We start from the raw sequence: 18,472 nt of genomic DNA on the forward strand, positions 1-18,472 counted from the left end.
GTTATCCACAGTTACCAGTTATAAGACACCGTACCGAGCAATGTGCGGCTGTCGCCCCAGTAGCAACGACCCGCATCGTTACAGCCCGAGACGTACTCTTTGTCGAACAGGTTGCGGGCATTCAGATCCAGCGACCAATGGCGGTCGATCTGGTAGCCGATGGCGGCATCGACCAGGGTGACTTCACCGGCGTTCAGGCGGCCATACAGTGCGGGCTGGGTATAAGCGAAGGTGCTGTCAAAGTAGCGCACGCCACCACCCACCGACACACCGCGCAATGAGCCTTCGAGAAAGCGGTATTTGGCCCACGCCGAGGCCTGGTTACGAGGTACACCGGTCATCTGATGGCCTTCGATCAACGAACCTGGCGCGTCTTTGGTGACGCGCGCATCGGTGTAGGTGTACGAGGCGGTGAGATTCAGGTTGCGGCTGATATCACTGTTGATTTCCAGCTCCACGCCTTTGGAGCGGCTTTCGCCCACCTGCCGGTAAGTCGAGGTGGTTGCATCCAGGTAAGTATCGTCTTCTTTGCGCAGATCGAACACCGATGCGGTCATGGCCGTGTTCCAGCCAACCGGCTCGTACTTTATCCCCAGCTCGACCTGGGAACTGGTGATCGGGTCCAGCGGTGCACCGCCATTGGAGATTTGCTGAACCGGCACGAACGCTGTGGAATAACTCGCATAAGGGGTCAGACCGTTGTCGAAACGGTACATCAGCCCGCCCTGCCAGGTGAACTTGCGGTCATCGCCGTTGACCCCGCCAGCCGGAGCCAGTTTGTTGCGAAAGTCGCTTTCAACCCAGTCCTGACGACCGCCCAGCAGAAAGATCCAGTTGTTCCAGGTACTCTGCAGCTGGGTGTAAACGCCCTGCATCTGCTGGGTGAGCAGGGTGTTCTGCACGGCTATGGAGGTTACCGGGTCACGGGCGTAGACCGGGTTGAAGATATTGATCTGCCCGGCGGCACCGGCATTCCAGTCCTGATTGAACGAGGTCCGATCGTAGCTGGCGCCGACCAGCAGCGTATGGTCCACGGGACCGGTGCTGAATTTGCCCTCAAGCTGGTTATCCAGCGAGTAGACCATGGACTTGTTGAAGCGATCGTAGGCGGTAACGTTGAGCTGGGTACCGTAGCCGCCGTTGTTCAGGCTGCCTGGCCAGGTTTCATGACGCGTGATGCGCGACTGCAGGTAGCGTGAATTCTGGCGGAACTGCCAGTCATCGTTGAAGCTGTGGATAAATTCGTAACCCAGACTCCAGGTTTCCCGCTCGAAGGTGTTCCAGCCTGGTACGCCCAGCATGGTGTCCTTGTCGAGCTTGCCGTTGGGGTTGCGCAGCAGGGTGCCAGCCGCCGGCAGCCCCAACTCCATGTTGGTATGGTCCTTCTGATAGTGGCTGAGCAGCGTCAGATGCGTCGCGTCGTCAATATTCAGGGTCAGGGAGGGGGCGATGTAGATACGATCATCCGGCACATGGTCGGTCTGGGTATCAGCCTTGCGCCCCAGCATCACCACGCGGCCCTGCACATTGCCGGCCTCGTTCAACGGCCCGGAGATATCCACAGCCAACTGGCGGCGGTTGTTGGAGCCGTAGCTGAGCTGTACTTCACCCTGTGGGGTGGCGGTCGGGCGTTTGCTGACCAGGTTGACCAGCCCGCCGGGGGCGTTTTCGCCATACAGGATCGAGGATGGCCCGCGGAAGATTTCCACACGCTCCAGCCCATAGGTATCGGTGGTGGTGTCATAACGATTGCCCTGCACCCGCAAGCCATCGCGTAACAGCCCATAGCCGTAGTCGGTGGCATTGAAGCCACGAATGAAGAACAGATCACCGGCCAGGCTGTCGCCGGCGGCGAAGGGCGGGGCGAAAATGCCTGGCACATAGCCCAGTACTTCCGTGAGGGTCTGGGCTTTCTGGTCTTTGATGCGTTGCTGGGTGACCACCGACACCGAGCGCGGCGTTTCGCTCAACGGCGTACTGGTCTTGGTCCCGGCGCGACTGTTCTGTGCCTTGTAGCCGGTATCGCTGGCGCTGTCCTGTGCATAACTGCTCAGCCCGGTGCCATGCACGTCAGTGTCGGCCAACACCACAGAGCCACCGGTCGGGATGGCTTGCAGCACATAGCTGCCCGGCGCCTGAGCAACGGCCTGCAAGCCGGTACCTTGCAGCAACAGGGCAAACCCTTGCTCGATCGAATACTGACCTTGCAGTCCCTGACTACGGCGGTTACCGGTTTGTGTCGGCGAGAACGACAGAATCACATGGGCCTGGGAGGCAAACTGGCTCAGCGCGTTATCCACAGGCCCGGCGGCCACTGCAAAGCGTTGTACGGTGCTTTCGGCCATGGCCTGACTGGCGAGCAGTGGATAAACAAACGTACCGCCCAGCAGCAGGCTGTAGGTGAAGCAGTGGCGACCCAAGTACTGACGACCATAAAACGGTATCGAAGCGAAGCGCATGCGTATGACCCTGAGAGTGACGAAAGTCCGCGGTGACCGCGATTAATGGAAGGGCCGGGCCAGAATCGAAAAAGATCACCTGCTGCAGAAATTTTTTCAGGTGGTGTGGCGCACCGTGATCAAGTAGCGGGTGAAGTAGCGCACTTCTATAGGCAAAGTCGCTTGCAGATTGGCCAGCACGGCATCAATGGCATCCAGACGCAGGGTGCCGGAAACCCTCAGCAGCGCCGCACGCTCGTCGCAGCGCAGCAGGCCTTGGCGATAACGTCCAAGCTCGGCCAGCACATCGCCCAAGCGGGCGTTGAGCACCACCAGTTGTTTATCGACCCAGGCCACATCCGAGGCGCGGTAGATACCCACAGCACGGCAGGCATGGCGGTCAAAGTCAGTGCTTTCACCAGCCTTGAGCATCAGCGGTTTATCCACAGTGGCATCAGGATGAATGCTGACCTGATCCTGCAGAACACCGACATGGGTCAACCCTGACAGCTGACGTACGGTAAACCGGGTCCCCAAGGCCTGTACATGGCCCTGGGCAGTGCGTACCCGCAGCGGTCGCGGATCGCCACGTTTGCTGGTCTGCAGCAGAATTTCGCCGCTGCGCAGATGAATCAAGCGTTGCTGTTGATCGAAATACACGTCGATGGCGGTATCGGTATTGAGATAGATCTGACTGCCATCGGCCAGTTCGATACGTCGCTGCTCACCCGTTGCAGTACGGTAATCGGCCCAATAGTCCAGATGCTGACGGGTATTCCAGCCCAGATAACCGGTGGCCGAGGCCAGCAGTACCAGCTTCAACACCTGACGGCGCTGACGGGTTGTGGATAACGCCCGACGGGTCATGTCAGCGGGGATAACCCCCAGGCTGTGCTGCAATTGTTCGATCTGATTCCAGGCCATCCGATGGGCAGGATCACTGGCCAGCCAGCACTGCCAGGCCAGGGTCTGCTCTGCCGTGGCCGGTTGCGACTGGAACTGCACATACCAGGTCGCCGCTGCTTCCAGAGTCTTGCGATCCATGCCCTTGGCCATCACAGCTCAGCCATGACCAGCGAACACTCGGTAAGCGCCCGGACCATGTGTTTCTTGATCGAGGTCAGCGACAATCCCAACTGATCGGCGGCTTGTTGATAAGTCAGCCCGTCGACCTGGGTCAGCATGAAAATCTTCTGGGTCCGAGCGCCCAGGCTGGCCAGCGCCTTATCCACTGCCATCAGTGTTTCGATAATCAACGCTTTCTCTTCTTCGCTGACCACCAGCACCTCAGGCATTGCCGCCATGCTGTCCAGCCACGCCTGTTCAATGGCCCGACGCCGGTAGCGGTCGATCACCAGGCCTCTGGCAATCGTCGCCAGATAGTCACGAGGCTCACGAATCTGCCCCGCATTGCGTGCAGCCAAGACCCGCACAAAAGTGTCATGGGCCAGGTCGGCGGCATCGCTGGTGCTGGGAAGCCTGCCTTTGAGCCAGCCGTACAGCCACGAGTGATGCTGTTCGTAGATCAATCGGACGGCAGCCATGTGGATGGAAGAGGACATAAGCGGGCATCAGCAAGAGGGTTAATGATAATGGCTATTATTAGCCTCTGAAGGGCAGTGGAACAATAGCCGATAATGCAGGTTTATCCCCAATGCGCTTATGCACAGCCACCCAATGGCCCACTCCGTCCTGCCCGTGAGAAAAACTCAATCTGTTATCCAGAGGCCAAAATAAGCCCTGTGAATAAGTCGGCCTTAGCCCGGTTGATAAGCCTGCTCGAAACCTGAAGAAAACTGCCCCTGTGGAAAAGAAGCACTTTAATCCACAGGCTCAAACAGGTTATCCAAGCCCCTCAAGGCCACATGGCCACAGACTTCAAAACCTCTGTACACTACGGATTACAATGCCTACAGAGCTTTATCCACAGAAAGGGCGGTGCATAACATAAGCATTAAAAACAAGGTTTTATAAACTTTCTTTCTTTTTTATTTTTTAATCTCATGTCTAGTCAGCACAGCTGGTCATTTTTTGGTCACCGGGTTTCATAGAAGGGCGGGAAGTCTCTATACTTGTCAGTTCCCTATTTCTCATCACAACAGGCACGAGGTGCGTGGTGGATTTCCCTTCCCGTTTTGAAGTGATCGTCATCGGTGGCGGTCATGCCGGTACCGAAGCGGCACTGGCTGCGGCACGCATGGGCGTCAAGACCCTCCTGTTGACGCACAACGTCGACACCCTTGGTCATATGAGCTGTAACCCCGCCATTGGCGGTATAGGTAAAAGCCATCTGGTTAAGGAAATCGATGCACTCGGCGGTGCGATGGCAACGGCCACCGACCTGGCCGGTATTCAGTTCCGTGTGCTTAACAGCCGCAAAGGCCCGGCCGTACGTGCTACAAGGGCTCAGGCTGACCGCGCCTTGTACAAGGCAGTGATCCGCGAAACCCTCGAAAATCAGCCCAATCTGTGGATATTCCAGCAATCGGCGGATGACCTGATTGTTGAACAGGATCAGGTGCGCGGCGTTGTCACTCAGATGGGGCTGCGGTTCATGGCCGACTCTGTCGTGTTGACCACCGGGACCTTCCTGAGCGGCCTGATCCACATTGGCATGCAGAATTATTCCGGCGGCCGGGCAGGTGATCCGCCGTCGATTGCCCTGGCTCATCGCCTGCGTGAATTGCCGTTGCGCGTTGGTCGCCTGAAAACCGGTACGCCGCCACGAATCGATGGCCGTTCGGTCGATTTCTCGGTAATGAGCGAGCAACCGGGCGATACGCCGATCCCGGTGATGTCGTTTCTTGGCAACAAGGAGCAGCATCCACGTCAGGTCAGTTGCTGGATTACCCACACCAACGCCCGGACCCACGAGATCATTGCCGCCAACCTGGATCGCTCGCCGATGTATTCGGGCATGATCGAAGGGATCGGCCCGCGCTACTGCCCATCGATCGAAGACAAGATTCACCGGTTCGCCGACAAGGACAGCCATCAGGTGTTCATCGAGCCCGAAGGGCTGACCACCCATGAGCTGTATCCGAACGGTATTTCCACTTCGCTGCCGTTCGATGTGCAGTTGCAGGTGGTGCGCTCGATTCGTGGCATGGAAAACGCACACATCGTGCGTCCTGGCTATGCCATCGAATACGACTACTTCGATCCGCGCGACCTGAAATACAGCCTGGAAACCAAAGTCATTGGCGGGTTGTTCTTCGCCGGGCAGATCAATGGCACCACCGGTTACGAAGAGGCCGGTGCGCAAGGGCTGCTTGCCGGAACCAACGCCGCATTGCGCGCCCAGGGCAAACCAAGCTGGTGCCCGCGCCGCGATGAAGCGTACATCGGTGTACTGGTCGATGACCTGATTACCCTGGGAACCCAGGAACCGTACCGGATGTTCACCTCCCGGGCCGAGTACCGCCTGATTCTGCGCGAAGACAACGCCGATCTGCGCCTGACCGAAAAAGGCCGTGAACTGGGCCTGATCGACGACAGCCGCTGGGCCGCCTTCTGCGCCAAGCGCGAAAGCATCGAACGCGAAGAGCAACGGCTGAAAACCACCTGGGTTCGTCCGGGCACCGAGCAAGGTGATGCCATTGCTGAACGATTCGGCACACCGTTGTCTCACGAATACAATCTGCTCAGCCTGCTGACCCGTCCGGAAATCGACTACGCCAGCCTGGTAGAACTGACCGGCGCCGGTTGTAACGATCCGCAGGCTGCCGAACAGGTCGAGATCCAGACCAAGTACGCCGGTTATATCGAGCGTCAGCAGGAAGAAATCGCTCGTCTGCGGGCCAGCGAAGATACCCGTCTGCCGCACGACATTGACTATTCGAACATTTCCGGGCTGTCCAAAGAGATTCAATCCAAGCTGGGGATAACTCGTCCCGAGACGCTTGGGCAGGCATCGCGTATTCCCGGCGTCACACCGGCGGCGATTTCGCTGTTGATGATTCACCTGAAAAAACGCGGTGCAGGCCGCGAGTTGGAGCAAAGCGCTTGAGTGCCATGGTGACACCGCAACATGCCGAGGAATTATCCACAGGCGCCCGGCAATTGGGCATCGAGCTCAGTGAAACCCAGCACAGCCAGTTGCTGGCGTACCTGGCCCTGTTGATCAAATGGAACAAGGCCTACAATCTCACCGCGGTGCGCAACCCGGACGAGATGGTTTCCCGGCATCTACTCGACAGCCTCAGCGTACTGCCCTTTGTTGACTCAACGTCGATCAACGCCGAACGCTGGCTGGATGTGGGCAGCGGTGGTGGCATGCCCGGCATCCCGCTGGCGATCATGTTTCCAGATACCCGCGTTGCGCTGCTGGACAGCAATGGCAAGAAAAGCCGCTTCCAGACTCAGGTAAAACTAGAATTGAAACTGGATAACCTTGAGGTTATCCACAGCCGTGCCGAAAGCTATCAGCCTGCCGAGCCGTTCACCGGTATCATTTCCCGGGCGTTCAGCAGTCTTGAAGATTTCACCGGCTGGACCCGTCACATGGGTGACACGGATACACGCTGGCTGGCAATGAAAGGGCTGCATCCGACCGATGAGCTGGTAGCATTGCCAGCAGATTTTCGCCTCGATAGCGCACAGGCCCTGGCCGTTCCAGGTTGCCAAGGCCAACGCCATCTGCTGATACTGCGCCGCACGGCATGATTGGGAACACAAGCAAGAATGGCTAAGGTATTCGCGATTGCGAACCAGAAAGGGGGTGTGGGTAAAACCACCACCTGTATCAACCTCGCAGCGTCGCTGGTCGCCACCAAGCGTCGGGTGCTGTTGATCGACCTCGATCCACAGGGCAACGCCACCATGGGTAGCGGTGTGGATAAACACAACCTGGAAAACTCGGTGTACGACCTGCTGATCGGTGAATGCGATCTGTCGGCGGCCATGCAGTTCTCCGAACACGGTGGTTATCAACTGCTGCCGGCCAACCGTGACCTGACGGCGGCCGAAGTGGTACTGCTGGAAATGCAGATGAAGGAGAGCCGTCTGCGCAATGCGCTGGCGCCGATCCGGGAAAGCTACGATTACATTCTCATCGACTGCCCGCCGTCGCTGTCGATGCTGACCCTCAATGCCCTGGTTGCAGCCGACGGGGTAATTATCCCCATGCAGTGCGAATACTTCGCGCTCGAAGGGTTGAGTGACCTTGTGGATAACATCAAGCGTATTGGTGAGCTGCTCAATCCGCAGCTGAAGATCGAGGGGTTGTTGCGCACCATGTATGACCCACGCCTGAGCCTGAGCAACGATGTTTCCGCACAGCTCAAGGAACACTTTGGCGATCAGCTCTACGACACGGTGATTCCACGCAACATCCGCCTGGCCGAGGCGCCGAGTTTCGGCATGCCGGTGCTCACCTACGACAAGTCATCGCGTGGTGCCCTGGCTTACCTGGCCCTGGCCGGTGAACTGGTCCGTCGTCAACGTCGCAGTGCAAAAGCTGCCAAACCAGCCTGAGGAAACCATGGCCGTCAAGAAAAGAGGTCTCGGACGCGGGCTGGATGCACTGTTGAGCAGCCCGAGCGTGCCCAGTGTCACTGTGCTGGAGCAACAGGCCAGCAAACTCGACCAGAACGAGCTGCAACACGTGCCGCTGGACAAGATCCAGCGTGGCAAATACCAGCCACGCCGCGACATGGACCCGCAGGCGCTCGAAGAGCTGGCGCAGTCGATCCGCAAGCAAGGGGTCATGCAACCGATCGTGATTCGCCCGATCGGTAACGATCGTTTCGAGATCATTGCCGGTGAGCGCCGCTGGCGTGCCAGCCAGCAGGCCGGGGTCGAAACCATTCCGGCCATGGTCCGTGACGTCCCTGACGAAGCGGCCATTGCCATGGCGCTGATCGAGAACATCCAGCGCGAAGACCTCAACCCGGTCGAAGAAGCCATTGCCCTGCAGCGGCTGCAGCAGGAATTCCAGCTTACTCAGCAGCAAGTGGCCGATGCGGTCGGCAAGTCGCGGGTCAGTGTGGCCAATCTGTTACGCCTGATTACCTTGCCTGAGGTGATCAAGACCATGCTCTCGCATGGTGATCTGGAAATGGGGCATGCCCGTGCATTGCTCGGTTTGCCTGATGATCGTCAGGTTGAAGGGGCGCGACACGTTGTCGCACGCGGGCTCACTGTGCGCCAGACCGAAGCACTGGTCAGGCAGTGGCTGAGTGATAAACCTGAACCTGTCGAGCCCCCCAAGGCCGACCCCGACATCAGCCGGCTGGAGCAGCGCCTGGCAGAGCGGCTGGGCTCTGCGGTGCAGATTCGCCACGGGCAGAAGGGCAAGGGGCAACTGGTGATCCGTTACAACTCCCTCGATGAGCTGCAAGGCGTTCTTGCTCACATCCGCTGAAACAATTGACCTGTAACGTGTAGTCGGAAATCGACTCCTTGGAGTTGAACGGGGGCTGAACCGCCCCTATACTCTGCGCGCATTTTGTCGGCACAAATTATGCCAAGTTAACGATGATGGCGACCGCCGACCGAGGAGCTGTAGCGATGGAATCACGCAAGCCAGACCGCCTGCCGTTCCACCGCCTTGCGGTTTTCCCGGTACTGATGGCGCAATTGATCGTCGTTGTACTGGCTGCCTTGGCGCTGTGGCAGTGGAATGGAGTCGTAGCCGGGTATTCGGGGCTTTGTGGGGGCCTGATAGCTTGGCTGCCCAATATGTATTTCGCTCACAAGGCGTTCCGGTTTACCGGAGCCCGAGCCGCCAAAGCCATCGTCCGGTCGTTCTACGCCGGCGAGGCGGGCAAACTGATTTTGACCGCAGTGCTGTTTGCACTGACGTTCGCAGGTGTGAAGCCTTTGGCGCCGCTGGCTGTATTCGGCGTGTTCATGTTGATCCAGGTGGTCAACTGGTTCGCTCCCCTGTTGATGAGAACAAGACTTTCCAGACCTTAGGGCGTTTGAGGCAACCATGGCAGCAGAAACCGCTTCGGGCTATATCCAGCACCACTTGCAGAACTTGACCTTCGGTCAGCTCGCTGATGGCAGCTGGGGCTTTGCCCACACCGCAGCAGAAGCAAAGGAAATGGGCTTTTGGGCCTTCCACGTCGATACCCTCGGGTTTTCGGTGCTTCTGGGCATCCTTTTCGTACTGATCTTCCGTATGGCAGCCAAGAAGGCCACTTCCGGCCAGCCTGGTGCACTGCAGAACTTCGTTGAAGTGCTGGTCGAGTTCGTCGACGGCAGCGTAAGAGACAGCTTCCACGGCCGTAGCGCCGTGATCGCGCCTCTGGCACTGACCATCTTCGCCTGGGTGTTCCTGATGAACGCCGTCGACCTGGTACCGGTAGACTGGATCCCGGTTCTGGCCGCCAAAATTGCCGGTGACGAGCACCTGTTCTTCCGTGCCGTACCTACAACCGACCCGAACGCGACCCTGGGCATGGCCCTGTCGGTGTTCGCGCTGATCATTTTCTACAGCATCAAGATCAAGGGCTTCGGCGGCTTCATCGGCGAGTTGACCCTGCACCCGTTCAGCAGCAAGAACGTTTTCGTTCAAGCGCTGCTGATTCCGGTCAACTTCCTGCTCGAGTTCGTGACCCTGATCGCCAAGCCAATCTCGCTGGCACTGCGTCTGTTCGGCAACATGTACGCCGGCGAGCTGGTCTTCATCCTCATTGCCGTGATGTTCGGCGCCGGCCTGCTGTGGCTGAGCGGCCTGGGTGTCGTTCTGCAATGGGCATGGGCGGTGTTCCACATCCTGATCATCACCCTGCAAGCGTTCATCTTCATGATGCTGACCATCGTCTATCTGTCGATGGCTCACGAAGATAACCATTAAGATCGCCTCGCGGCGTATCTGATGACCCTCGCGTCGGCTGTAATGGCCAGGATGCGAGGGTGCCCGCAAGGGCTGATGTAAATAACGATTCTGTTTCACGCTTCAATCTAAAAACTAACCAATACGACGTAAAAGTCGGGAGGAAAGATGGAAACTGTAGTTGGTCTTACCGCTATCGCTGTTGCTCTGCTGATCGGCCTGGGCGCTCTGGGTACTGCTATCGGCTTCGGCCTGCTGGGCGGCAAATTCCTGGAAGGCGCTGCTCGCCAGCCAGAAATGGTGCCAATGCTGCAAGTTAAAATGTTCATCGTTGCCGGTCTGCTCGACGCCGTGACCATGATCGGTGTTGGTATCGCTCTGTTCTTCACCTTCGCGAACCCCTTCGTTGGTCAACTCGCTGGCTAATCACTCGACTTGTCGAGTTGATGGGTGGGATGGAAAACGTAACAGCGAGGTGTTGGCGTGAACATTAATGCAACCTTGATTGGCCAGAGCATTGCGTTCGCGATCTTTGTACTGTTTTGCATGAAGTATGTGTGGCCTCCGGTCATCACTGCCTTGCGCGAACGTCAGAAGAAGATTGCGGATGGCTTGGACGCTGCCTCTCGAGCTGCTCGCGACCTGGAGCTGGCCCAAGAAAAAGCGGGTCAACAACTGCGCGAAGCCAAGGCTCAGGCAGCTGAGATCATTGAGCAGGCCAAGAAACGCGGTAACCAGATCGTCGACGAAGCCCGTGAACAGGCTCGCGTTGAAGCTGACCGCGTGAAGGCTCAGGCTCAGGCCGAGATCGAGCAAGAACTGAACAGTGTCAAAGACGCCCTGCGTGCCCAACTGGGTAGCCTGGCTGTCAATGGCGCCGAGAAGATCCTGGGCTCCACAATCGATCAAAACGCGCACGCAGAGCTGGTCAACAAACTGGCTGCTGAAATTTAAGCGAGGGCGATCATGGCAGAACTGACCACGTTGGCCCGACCTTACGCAAAGGCGGCCTTCGAGCACGCTCAGGCCCACCAGCAACTGGCCAATTGGTCAGCCATGCTCGGCCTGGCAGCTGCGGTGTCACAAGATGACACCATGCAGCGCCTGCTCAAGGCCCCGCGACTGACGAGCGCACAAAAGGCCGCCACTTTTATTGAAGTGTGCGGCGACAAGGTTGATGAAAAGGCACAGAACTTCATTAACGTCATTGCCGAGAACGACCGTCTCCCGCTGTTGCCGGAGATTGCCGCCCTGTTCGAGCTGTACAAGGCTGAACAGGAAAAATCGGTAGACGCTGAAGTCACCAGTGCTTTTGCATTGAACCAAGAACAGCAAGACAAACTCGCCACGGTTCTCAGTGCTCGGCTTGGCCGGGAAGTGCGACTGCACGTTGCGGAGGATGCCAGCCTGATTGGTGGCGTCGTAATCCGCGCCGGTGACCTGGTAATCGATGGCTCGGTTCGCGGCAAAATCGCGAAACTGGCCGAAGCACTGAAATCTTGAGTTTGAAGGGGCAGCAGAGCAATGCAGCAACTCAATCCTTCCGAAATTAGCGAAATCATCAAGGGCCGCATCGAAAAGCTCGATGTGTCCTCCCAAGCCCGTAACGAAGGCACTGTCGTCAGCGTGTCTGACGGTATCGTGCGGATTCACGGTCTGGCCGACGTCATGTACGGCGAAATGATCGAGTTCCCGGGCGGCGTCTACGGTATGGCACTGAACCTGGAGCAAGACTCCGTAGGTGCTGTAGTTCTGGGCGCGTACACCACTCTGGCTGAAGGCATGAGTGCCAAGTGCACCGGTCGCATCCTGGAAGTTCCGGTTGGTAAGGAACTGCTGGGTCGCGTTGTCGACGCACTGGGTAACCCGATCGACGGCAAAGGTCCGCTGAACAACACCGAGACCGACGCGGTCGAGAAAGTTGCTCCAGGCGTGATCTGGCGTAAGTCGGTAGACCAGCCTGTACAGACTGGCTACAAGTCGGTTGACGCCATGATCCCGGTCGGCCGTGGCCAGCGTGAGCTGATCATCGGTGACCGTCAGATCGGTAAAACCGCGATGGCGATCGACGCCATCATCAACCAGAAAGACAGCGGCATCTTCTGCGTCTACGTAGCGGTTGGTCAGAAGCAATCGACCATCGCCAACGTGGTTCGCAAGCTGGAAGAGAACGGCGCACTGGCCAACACCATCATCGTCGCCGCTGGCGCTTCGGAATCGGCTGCACTGCAGTTCCTGGCTCCGTACGCTGGTTGCACCATGGGTGAGTTCTTCCGCGACCGCGGTGAAGACGCCCTGATCGTCTACGATGACCTGTCCAAGCAAGCCGTTGCTTACCGTCAGATCTCCCTGCTGCTGCGCCGTCCACCAGGACGTGAAGCGTACCCAGGTGACGTGTTCTATCTCCACTCCCGTCTGCTGGAGCGTGCATCGCGCGTTTCCGAAGAGTACGTAGAGAAGTTCACCAACGGTGCAGTGACTGGCAAAACCGGTTCCCTGACCGCTCTGCCGATCATCGAAACCCAGGCTGGCGACGTTTCCGCGTTCGTTCCGACCAACGTGATTTCCATCACCGACGGTCAGATCTTCCTGGAATCGGCCATGTTCAACTCGGGCATCCGCCCAGCAGTGAACGCCGGTGTTTCGGTATCCCGCGTTGGTGGTGCCGCTCAGACCAAGATCATCAAGAAGCTCTCCGGTGGTATCCGTACCGCTCTGGCTCAGTACCGTGAACTGGCAGCATTCGCCCAGTTCGCTTCTGACCTGGACGAAGCCACCCGTAAGCAGCTTGAGCATGGTCAGCGCGTTACCGAGCTGATGAAGCAGAAGCAATACGCTCCAATGTCGATCGCTGACATGGCGCTGTCGCTGTACGCCGCTGAGCGTGGCTTCCTGACCGACGTGGAAATCGCCAAGATCGGCAGCTTCGAACAAGCTCTGATCGCCTACTTCCACCGCGATCACGCCGACCTGTTGGCGAAGATCAACGTGAAGGGTGATTTCAACGACGAAATCGACGCTGGCATCAAGTCCGGTATCGAGAAGTTCAAGGCCACCCAGACCTGGTAAGCCGCGGCGGGGGCTTCACGCCCCCGCTTGCTAACCTGATAGGTGATACATGGCAGGCGCAAAAGAGATTCGCAGTAAGATTGCGAGCATTAAAAGCACGCAAAAAATTACCAGCGCCATGGAAAAAGTGGCGGTCAGCAAAATGCGCAAGGCTCAACTGCGCATGGCTGCTAGCCGTCCTTATGCGGAGCGTATCCGCCAGGTGATTGGTCATCTGGCCAACGCCAACCCGGAATATCGTCACCCGTTCATGGTCGAGCGCCCTGTCAAGCGTGCCGGCTATGTCGTTGTGAGCAGTGACCGTGGTTTGTGCGGTGGCTTGAACACCAACCTGTTCAAGGCTCTGGTCAAGGACATGAACGCCACTCGCGGGCAGGGCGTCGAGATCGACCTGTGCGTGATCGGCAGCAAGGGTGCGGCATTCTTCCGCAGCTTCGGCGGCAACGTCGTTGCAGCGGTCAGCCACCTGGGCGAAGAGCCATCGATCAATGATCTGATCGGCAGCGTCAAGGTCATGCTGGATGCCTACCTGGACGGTCGTATCGATCGCCTGTCCGTGGTGTCGAACAAGTTCATCAACACCATGACGCAACAGCCGACGGTCGAGCAACTGGTACCGTTGGTGGCAACCCCGGATCAAGGACTCAAGCACCACTGGGACTACCTCTACGAACCCGACGCCAAAGAGCTGCTGGACGGCTTGATGGTCCGTTACGTGGAGTCGCAGGTCTACCAGGCGGTGGTCGAGAACAATGCGGCTGAACAAGCTGCCCGGATGATCGCCATGAAAAACGCCACAGACAACGCCGGTGACCTGATCAGCGACCTCCAGCTGATCTACAACAAGGCACGTCAGGCTGCGATCACCCAGGAGATCTCGGAAATCGTCGGCGGCGCTGCCGCGGTTTAACGGTTCAAATATTCAGAGGATCCAGCTATGAGTAGCGGACGTATCGTTCAAATCATCGGCGCCGTCATCGACGTGGAATTCCCACGTGACGTCGTACCGAGTGTTTACAACGCGCTGCAGGTTCAAGGCGCAGAAACCACCCTGGAAGTTCAGCAGCAGCTGGGCGACGGCGTGGTTCGTACCATTGCAATGGGTTCGACCGAAGGTCTGAAGCGCGGTCTGAGCGTTACCGACACTGGCGCAGCGATTGCTGTTCCGGTCGGCAAGGCGACTCTGGGCCGTATCATGGACGTTCTGGGCAACCCGATCGACGAAGCTGGCCCGATCGGTGAAGAAGAGCGCTGGGGTATCCACCGCGCCGCTCCTTCGTTCGCTGAACAGGCAGGCGGCAACGACCTGCTGGAAACCGGCATCAAGGTTATCGACCTGGTTTGCCCGTTCGCCAAGGGTGGTAAGGTTGGTCTGTTCGGTGGTGCCGGTGTCGGCAAGACCGTAAACATGATGGAACTGATCCGTAACATCGCCATCGAGCACAGCGGTTATTCCGTGTTCGCCGGTGTGGGTGAGCGTACTCGTGAGGGTAACGACTTCTACCACGAGATGAAGGACTCCAACGTTCTCGACAAAGTAGCACTGGTCTACGGTCAGATGAACGAGCCACCAGGAAACCGTCTGCGCGTTGCGCTGACCGGCCTGACCATGGCCGAGAAGTTCCGTGACGAAGGTAACGACGTTCTGCTGTTCGTCGACAACATCTATCGTTACACCCTGGCCGGTACCGAAGTATCCGCACTGCTGGGCCGTATGCCTTCGGCAGTAGGTTACCAGCCGACTCTGGCTGAAGAGATGGGCGTGCTGCAGGAGCGTATTACCTCCACCAAGCAAGGCTCGATCACTTCGATCCAGGCGGTATACGTACCTGCGGACGACCTGACTGACCCGTCGCCAGCCACCACCTTCGCCCACTTGGACGCCACCGTCGTACTGTCGCGTGACATCGCCTCCCTGGGTATCTACCCAGCGGTCGATCCACTGGACTCGACTTCGCGCCAGCTGGACCCGAACGTGATCGGCAACGAGCACTACGAGACCGCTCGCGGCGTTCAGTACGTGCTGCAGCGCTACAAAGAGCTCAAAGACATCATTGCGATTCTGGGCATGGACGAACTGTCCGAGACCGACAAGCAACTGGTATCGCGTGCTCGTAAGATCCAGCGCTTCCTGTCCCAGCCGTTCTTCGTAGCTGAAGTCTTCACCGGTTCTCCAGGCAAATACGTTTCCCTGAAAGACACCATTGCTGGCTTCAAAGGCATCCTCAACGGTGACTACGACAGCCTGCCAGAACAAGCGTTCTACATGGTTGGCAGCATCGAAGAAGCGGTCGAGAAAGCCAAGAAACTGTAATCCCGGCGCCCCGCAAGGGGCGCTAATCAGGTTGAGGCAAGCACATGGCTATTACAGTCCATTGCGATATCGTCAGCGCGGAAGGAGAGATTTTCTCCGGTCTGGTCGAGCTGGTAGTTGCGCACGGCAACCTGGGTGATCTTGGTATCGCCCCAGGCCACGCCCCGCTGATTACCAATCTCAAGCCGGGTCCGATCACGCTGACCAAGCAGGGCGGCGACCGTGAGGTGTTCTACATCTCCGGTGGTTTCCTCGAAGTGCAGCCGAACATGGTCAAGGTGCTTGCCGATACTGTGCAACGTGCTGGTGACCTGGATGAGGCTTCTGCTCAGGACGCCGTCAAGGCGGCCGAGAAGGCGCTGAACGAGAAAGGCGCGGACTTCGACTACAGTGCCGCTTCTGCTCGTCTGGCCGAGGCCGCAGCCCAGCTGCGTACCGTCCAGCAGATCCGCAAGAAGTTCGGTGGTTGATACCGCTGTGCTTCACGTGTGATTGAAAAAAAAGGGTAGCCTCGGCTACCCTTTTTGTTTTTCTGCGGCCTGGTTCCGCTCAATGGGTAGTCTTCATGTCTCTCGATATCGTCATTCTCGCCGCAGGCCAAGGCACCCGCATGCGCTCGGCGCTGCCCAAGGTGCTGCATCCGGTAGCTGGCAACTCCATGCTTGGTCACGTTATCCACAGCGCACGACAGTTATCCCCGCAGGGTATTCATGTAGTGATTGGCCACGGCGCCGATGCGGTACGTCAGCACCTGGCCGCTGATGATCTGAATTTCGTCCTGCAAGACAAACAACTGGGCACCGGCCACGCCGTGGCCCAGGCACTGCCGGCGCTGAGCGCCGAAACCGTGTTGATCCTCTACGGTGACGTACCGCTGATCGAAGTCGAAACCCTGCAACGTCTGCTCAAGCAGGTCACCCCGGCGCAACTGGGTCTGCTGACCGTCAACCTCGATGACCCGACCGGCTATGGCCGCATCGTGCGTAACGAACAGGGCCAGGTCAGCGCCATCGTCGAACACAAAGATGCCTCTGAAGCGCAGAAAGCGATCAAGGAAGGCAACACCGGCATTCTCGCTGTACCGGGCAAGCGCCTGGCCGACTGGCTGGGCCGACTGTCCAACAACAATGCGCAGGGCGAGTACTACCTGACCGACGTGATCGCCATGGCGGTCAACGATGGCCTGGTGGTTGCCACCGAACAACCGGTTGACCCGATGGAAGTGCAGGGCGCCAATGACCGCAAGCAGCTCTCGGAACTGGAGCGTCACTACCAGCTGCGCGCTGCCCGTCGTCTGATGGCTGCCGGCGTGACCCTGCGCGACCCGGCGCGCTTTGATGTGCGTGGTGAGGTCAGTGTCGGCCGCGATGTACTGATCGACATCAACGTGATTCTCGAAGGCAGCGTAGTCATTGAAGACGATGTGGTCATCGGCCCGAACTGCGTCATCAAGGACAGCACCCTGCGCAAGGGTGTGATCGTCAAAGCCAACAGCCACATTGAAGGTGCAGTACTCGGCGAGGGCAGCGATGCCGGTCCGTTCGCCCGCCTGCGTCCGGGCAGTGTGCTCGAAGCCCGCGCCCATGTGGGTAACTTTGTAGAGCTGAAGAACGCCAGGCTGGGCGAGGGCGCCAAGGCCGGTCACCTGACCTATCTGGGCGACGCCGATATCGGTGCACGCACCAACATCGGCGCCGGGACCATCACCTGCAACTACGATGGCGCCAACAAGCACAAGACGGTACTGGGCGAAGACGTGTTCATCGGCTCGAACAACTCGCTGGTCGCCCCTGTGGATATCTCGTCGGGCGCCACCACCGCCGCCGGTTCGACCATCACCCAGAACGTACCCGCCGAGCAACTGGCTGTGGCGCGGGCGCGTCAGCGCAATATCGATAGCTGGAAACGCCCGGTCAAAGCCAGCAAAAAGTAAGTTATTCACAGCCCTTGGTTCGTGCAACTTCGCGGTTATTACCGCGAAGTTATGCACAGCGTCAGGTACGGCGGCCGTCAAAAAAGTTATTCACACCCTTGACGGCAGACTTTCGATGAGTTTTGATTGCGTCACTTAAATTTCGAATCGAAACTTAACCAAAAATGTCGAAACGTAACACGCCGCAACGCCGCCATCAGATCCTCGCTTTGCTCAATGAGCAGGGCGAGGTCACTGTGGATGATCTGGCCAAGCGCTTCGAAACCTCAGAAGTTACGATTCGAAAGGATCTGACGGCGCTGGAGAGCAATGGCCTGCTGCTGCGCCGTTACGGTGGCGCGGTGACCCTGCCGCAGGAATTGATCACCGATGAAAGCCAGCCGGTATCACGTTATAAACAAGCCATCGCCCGTGCAGCGGCTGAGTGCATTCGTGAGCATGCGCGGATCGTGGTCGACAGCGGCAGCACCACCGCTGCGTTGATCGGCGAACTGGGGGCCAAGCCTGGCCTGGTGGTGATGACCAACTCCCTTAACGTCGCCCGTGCCCTGACCGAACTGGAGCAGGAACCGGTGGTACTGATGACCGGCGGCACCTGGGACCCGCATTCGGAGTCATTCCAGGGGCAGGTCGCCGAGCAGGTCCTGCGCTCTTACGACTTTGACCAGTTGTTCATCGGCGCCGATGGCATCGATTTGCAGCGCGGCACCACAACCTTCAACGAATTGCTGGGTCTGAGCCGGGTCATGGCCGAGGTCGCCCGCGAAGTCGTGGTCATGGCCGAGGCCGACAAGGTTGGCCGCAAAATTCCCAATCTGGAACTGCCCTGGAGCGGTATCCATACCCTTATTACCGATGAACGCCTGCCCCTTGAGGCACGCGAACAGATACAGGCTCGTGGCATCACTGTCATTTGCGCCGCTGTCAGCTAGGAG

Annotated in this window: 18 protein-coding genes; 15 read left to right on the forward strand and 3 right to left on the reverse strand. The window is 58.3% G+C overall.

The features are described 5' to 3' along the window. Window positions 1–11: 11 nt before the first annotated feature. The 3 genes from NJC40_RS05970 to NJC40_RS05980 form a co-directional block, all read right to left on the reverse strand. Complete coding sequence (locus NJC40_RS05970) at window positions 12–2,459, reverse strand: TonB-dependent siderophore receptor (RefSeq protein ID WP_492180505.1); 2,448 nt, start codon at window positions 2,457–2,459, stop codon at window positions 12–14. A 96-nt stretch (window positions 2,460–2,555) separates the two neighbouring features. Continuing rightward, the gene (locus NJC40_RS05975; protein WP_492180506.1) at window positions 2,556–3,494 is read right to left on the reverse strand and encodes a FecR domain-containing protein; all 939 of its coding nucleotides are present in this window, start codon (window positions 3,492–3,494) and stop codon (window positions 2,556–2,558) included. Next, the gene (locus NJC40_RS05980) at window positions 3,494–4,000 is read right to left on the reverse strand and encodes a sigma-70 family RNA polymerase sigma factor (RefSeq protein WP_253140958.1); all 507 of its coding nucleotides are present in this window, start codon (window positions 3,998–4,000) and stop codon (window positions 3,494–3,496) included. The genes NJC40_RS05975 and NJC40_RS05980 overlap by 1 nt, the downstream gene beginning before the upstream one ends. A 554-nt stretch (window positions 4,001–4,554) precedes the next feature. On the opposite strand from NJC40_RS05980, the gene mnmG reads away from it, so the two are divergent. The 15 genes from mnmG to NJC40_RS06055 all read left to right on the forward strand — a co-directional run bounded on the left by mnmG (window position 4,555) and on the right by NJC40_RS06055 (window position 18,469). Continuing rightward, window positions 4,555–6,447, forward strand: coding sequence for a tRNA uridine-5-carboxymethylaminomethyl(34) synthesis enzyme MnmG (gene mnmG, locus NJC40_RS05985; protein WP_253140957.1), 1,893 nt, complete (start codon window positions 4,555–4,557; stop codon window positions 6,445–6,447). Beyond that, the gene (gene rsmG, locus NJC40_RS05990; RefSeq protein WP_045485332.1) at window positions 6,444–7,103 is read left to right on the forward strand and encodes a 16S rRNA (guanine(527)-N(7))-methyltransferase RsmG; all 660 of its coding nucleotides are present in this window, start codon (window positions 6,444–6,446) and stop codon (window positions 7,101–7,103) included. Before mnmG ends, rsmG begins: the two co-directional genes overlap by 4 nt. A gap of 18 nt (window positions 7,104–7,121) precedes the next feature. Further along, window positions 7,122–7,913 carry a ParA family protein gene (locus NJC40_RS05995; protein ID WP_045485333.1) on the forward strand — a complete coding sequence of 264 codons (792 nt, stop codon included), beginning with the start codon at window positions 7,122–7,124 and terminating at the stop codon, window positions 7,911–7,913. A gap of 7 nt (window positions 7,914–7,920) precedes the next feature. Further along, the gene (locus NJC40_RS06000) at window positions 7,921–8,802 is read left to right on the forward strand and encodes a ParB/RepB/Spo0J family partition protein (protein WP_253113713.1); all 882 of its coding nucleotides are present in this window, start codon (window positions 7,921–7,923) and stop codon (window positions 8,800–8,802) included. Between the two features lie 146 nt (window positions 8,803–8,948). After that, window positions 8,949–9,356, forward strand: coding sequence for a F0F1 ATP synthase subunit I (locus tag NJC40_RS06005; RefSeq protein WP_045485335.1), 408 nt, complete (start codon window positions 8,949–8,951; stop codon window positions 9,354–9,356). A 16-nt stretch (window positions 9,357–9,372) separates the two neighbouring features. Then, window positions 9,373–10,242, forward strand: a complete 870-nt coding sequence (atpB, locus tag NJC40_RS06010; RefSeq protein ID WP_045485336.1) for a F0F1 ATP synthase subunit A — start codon at window positions 9,373–9,375, stop codon at window positions 10,240–10,242. 147 nt (window positions 10,243–10,389) lie between these two features. Further along, entirely contained in the window at window positions 10,390–10,647 is a 258-nt protein-coding gene (gene atpE, locus NJC40_RS06015) for a F0F1 ATP synthase subunit C (RefSeq protein ID WP_002555987.1), read from the forward strand. 57 nt (window positions 10,648–10,704) lie between these two features. Beyond that, on the forward strand, window positions 10,705–11,175 hold the full coding sequence (locus NJC40_RS06020; protein ID WP_045485338.1) for a F0F1 ATP synthase subunit B: 471 nt from the start codon (window positions 10,705–10,707) through the stop codon (window positions 11,173–11,175). Between the two features lie 12 nt (window positions 11,176–11,187). After that, window positions 11,188–11,724 (forward strand): F0F1 ATP synthase subunit delta, encoded by a 537-nt coding sequence (locus NJC40_RS06025; protein WP_045485340.1) that lies wholly within the window; start codon window positions 11,188–11,190, stop codon window positions 11,722–11,724. Window positions 11,725–11,745: 21 nt separating this feature from the next. Beyond that, window positions 11,746–13,290, forward strand: coding sequence for a F0F1 ATP synthase subunit alpha (atpA, locus tag NJC40_RS06030; RefSeq protein WP_045485342.1), 1,545 nt, complete (start codon window positions 11,746–11,748; stop codon window positions 13,288–13,290). A 49-nt stretch (window positions 13,291–13,339) separates the two neighbouring features. Continuing rightward, window positions 13,340–14,200 carry a F0F1 ATP synthase subunit gamma gene (gene atpG, locus NJC40_RS06035; protein ID WP_045485344.1) on the forward strand — a complete coding sequence of 287 codons (861 nt, stop codon included), beginning with the start codon at window positions 13,340–13,342 and terminating at the stop codon, window positions 14,198–14,200. Between the two features lie 27 nt (window positions 14,201–14,227). Then, window positions 14,228–15,604 carry a F0F1 ATP synthase subunit beta gene (gene atpD / locus NJC40_RS06040; RefSeq protein ID WP_045485346.1) on the forward strand — a complete coding sequence of 459 codons (1,377 nt, stop codon included), beginning with the start codon at window positions 14,228–14,230 and terminating at the stop codon, window positions 15,602–15,604. 44 nt (window positions 15,605–15,648) lie between these two features. Beyond that, window positions 15,649–16,074, forward strand: a complete 426-nt coding sequence (locus tag NJC40_RS06045; RefSeq protein ID WP_045485348.1) for a F0F1 ATP synthase subunit epsilon — start codon at window positions 15,649–15,651, stop codon at window positions 16,072–16,074. A gap of 95 nt (window positions 16,075–16,169) precedes the next feature. Beyond that, window positions 16,170–17,537: a bifunctional UDP-N-acetylglucosamine diphosphorylase/glucosamine-1-phosphate N-acetyltransferase GlmU gene (gene glmU / locus NJC40_RS06050; RefSeq protein WP_253140956.1), complete on the forward strand. Its 1,368-nt coding sequence runs from the start codon at window positions 16,170–16,172 to the stop codon at window positions 17,535–17,537. A gap of 164 nt (window positions 17,538–17,701) precedes the next feature. Then, complete coding sequence (locus NJC40_RS06055; protein WP_253140955.1) at window positions 17,702–18,469, forward strand: DeoR/GlpR family DNA-binding transcription regulator; 768 nt, start codon at window positions 17,702–17,704, stop codon at window positions 18,467–18,469. Window positions 18,470–18,472: the final 3 nt, after the last annotated feature.

Origin of the sequence: Pseudomonas sp. 21LCFQ02 (assembly GCF_024129895.2) — a bacterium.
Lineage (GTDB): Bacteria > Pseudomonadota > Gammaproteobacteria > Pseudomonadales > Pseudomonadaceae > Aquipseudomonas.

Coding starts and splice junctions, on each gene's coding strand:
- NJC40_RS06025 (WP_045485340.1), top strand. CDS start 11,188: ATGGCAGAACTGACCACGTTGGCCCGACCTTACGCAAAGGCGGCCTTC.
- atpE (WP_002555987.1), top strand. CDS start 10,390: ATGGAAACTGTAGTTGGTCTTACCGCTATCGCTGTTGCTCTGCTGATC.
- NJC40_RS06005 (WP_045485335.1), top strand. CDS start 8,949: ATGGAATCACGCAAGCCAGACCGCCTGCCGTTCCACCGCCTTGCGGTT.
- atpD (WP_045485346.1), top strand. CDS start 14,228: ATGAGTAGCGGACGTATCGTTCAAATCATCGGCGCCGTCATCGACGTG.
- NJC40_RS05975 (WP_492180506.1), bottom strand. CDS start 3,494: ATGGCCAAGGGCATGGATCGCAAGACTCTGGAAGCAGCGGCGACCTGG.
- NJC40_RS05980 (WP_253140958.1), bottom strand. CDS start 4,000: ATGTCCTCTTCCATCCACATGGCTGCCGTCCGATTGATCTACGAACAG.
- NJC40_RS05970 (WP_492180505.1), bottom strand. CDS start 2,459: ATGCGCTTCGCTTCGATACCGTTTTATGGTCGTCAGTACTTGGGTCGC.
- NJC40_RS05995 (WP_045485333.1), top strand. CDS start 7,122: ATGGCTAAGGTATTCGCGATTGCGAACCAGAAAGGGGGTGTGGGTAAA.
- atpA (WP_045485342.1), top strand. CDS start 11,746: ATGCAGCAACTCAATCCTTCCGAAATTAGCGAAATCATCAAGGGCCGC.
- NJC40_RS06000 (WP_253113713.1), top strand. CDS start 7,921: ATGGCCGTCAAGAAAAGAGGTCTCGGACGCGGGCTGGATGCACTGTTG.
- atpB (WP_045485336.1), top strand. CDS start 9,373: ATGGCAGCAGAAACCGCTTCGGGCTATATCCAGCACCACTTGCAGAAC.
- NJC40_RS06045 (WP_045485348.1), top strand. CDS start 15,649: ATGGCTATTACAGTCCATTGCGATATCGTCAGCGCGGAAGGAGAGATT.
- NJC40_RS06055 (WP_253140955.1), top strand. CDS start 17,702: ATGTCGAAACGTAACACGCCGCAACGCCGCCATCAGATCCTCGCTTTG.
- glmU (WP_253140956.1), top strand. CDS start 16,170: ATGTCTCTCGATATCGTCATTCTCGCCGCAGGCCAAGGCACCCGCATG.
- atpG (WP_045485344.1), top strand. CDS start 13,340: ATGGCAGGCGCAAAAGAGATTCGCAGTAAGATTGCGAGCATTAAAAGC.